Origin of the sequence: Kribbella albertanoniae (assembly GCF_004348455.1) — a bacterium.
Classification (GTDB): domain Bacteria; phylum Actinomycetota; class Actinomycetes; order Propionibacteriales; family Kribbellaceae; genus Kribbella; species Kribbella albertanoniae.
Window position 1 is genome coordinate 1 of sequence record NZ_SMKA01000519.1, and the last position, 1,411, is coordinate 1,411.

Genomic DNA, 1,411 nt, shown 5'->3' on the forward strand with positions numbered 1-1,411 from the left:
GGTGGGCCGAGGGGGTTGTAGGGCTGGATGTGGTCGAGGTCGATGTTGTTGGTGGTTTCGCGGGTGCCGTAGGGGAATTGTTCGGTGGGGTGGGTGAGTTTGATGTGTTCGCGGATCCGGTCGGTGATTTCGTAGGCGTCGGTGCTGATGGCTTTGTTGAGGTCGATGACTGGTTTGACCATGTAGGGGCCGTAGCCGACGGTGTCGGTGAATTGCTCGGCCAGCAGCGGGCCGAGGTCTTCTACGCGCAGGACTCCGGTGCCGGTGGCGAGGGTGTGGTCGGTGAGGTGCACGTACACGACGGTTTTGCCCGGGCGAGCCGGGGCAGGCCGTTCGCCGTGTGGTCGGGTGTGGGCGTCGTGTTTGATCTGGGCGAGCCGGGCGGCGAGGGCACGCAGTTCGTCTGGGGTCATTGACTCGGCGGCTGTGTCGGGCGTGCTTTCGTTGGGTGGCTGGAAGGGGTCTACTGTCCAGGTGTCGCTGGGGTCGAGGGGTTCTGGGAGGTCGCTCTCGCCTGGGTGGGGCGCGTCACGGTCGGCCTCATCACTGGGGCCGGGTTCGTCGTCCACGCCGGGTTCGTCGTCCACGATCCTGTCGTGGACCTCAGCCTCGTCGTGCATCTCAGCCTCGTCGGCATCTCAGGCTCGGCGTGCACAGCGGGGGTGTCGTGGGGACGGGGGTCTACGTTCACACCGTTTGTCCGGTCAGCCGGCTTGCCGTTGCCTGTAGCAACATTGCAGGGCGGTGTTGCAGGGGTGGATGCGGCGGCAGGCGCAGGAACGGGGTCAGACGCGGCGGCGGAATCGGGCGCAGGAGTGAATGCGGGCGCAGGCCGGGGCACAAGGGTGGGCGTCGGCGCGGGTGCGGGTGCATGCGCAGGTGCGGGTGCATGCACGGGAGTGGACGCAGGCGCAGGCGTGCACCCGGGCGCGGATACATGCGCGGGAGCGGGAGCAGGAGTGGAGGCAGGCTCAGGCGATGGCCCGGCGGTAGACACGGGAGCGGGGTCCGGCGCGGGAGTCGCATCCGATGCGGGACTGGAGTCATACGCGGGAGTCGCGTCCGGTGCGAACGTGGGGCCCGATGCGGGACCGGAGTCAGACGCGGGAGTCGCGTCCGGTGCGAACGTGGGGCCCGATGCGGGACCGGGGTCAGGTGCGGGAGTCGGGTCTGGCGTGGATTCCGGTGCGGGGGTGGTGGGACCGTGTTGGGTTTGGGCGAGGAGTTCGTTGGTGAAGGCGGTGTCGGGCAGGATGCCTACCGCTTCGGCGCGGCGGAGCTGGACGCTGCGCTTGTCGCCGAGGGCCAGCAGGGCGTCGGCGATCTCGTCGATCTTTGCCTTGTGCCGCCGGACCGCCCCCGAGGACGCCTTGATCACGCAGGTTTTGGTGCCGTGCTCGTCGGAGCGGCC

At 68.8% G+C, this 1,411-nt stretch carries 1 protein-coding gene and 1 pseudogene; one reads left to right on the forward strand and one right to left on the reverse strand.

The annotated features are described in order from the left end of the window. Nucleotides 1-620, reverse strand: a pseudogene (locus E1261_RS44735) (hypothetical protein); the annotation flags it as partial. Nucleotides 621-1,213: 593 nt separating this feature from the next. On the opposite strand from E1261_RS44735, the gene E1261_RS44740 reads away from it, so the two are divergent. Continuing rightward, nucleotides 1,214-1,411 (forward strand): hypothetical protein (locus tag E1261_RS44740; RefSeq protein WP_132416450.1); only part of this gene is annotated, 198 nt, incomplete at its 3' end.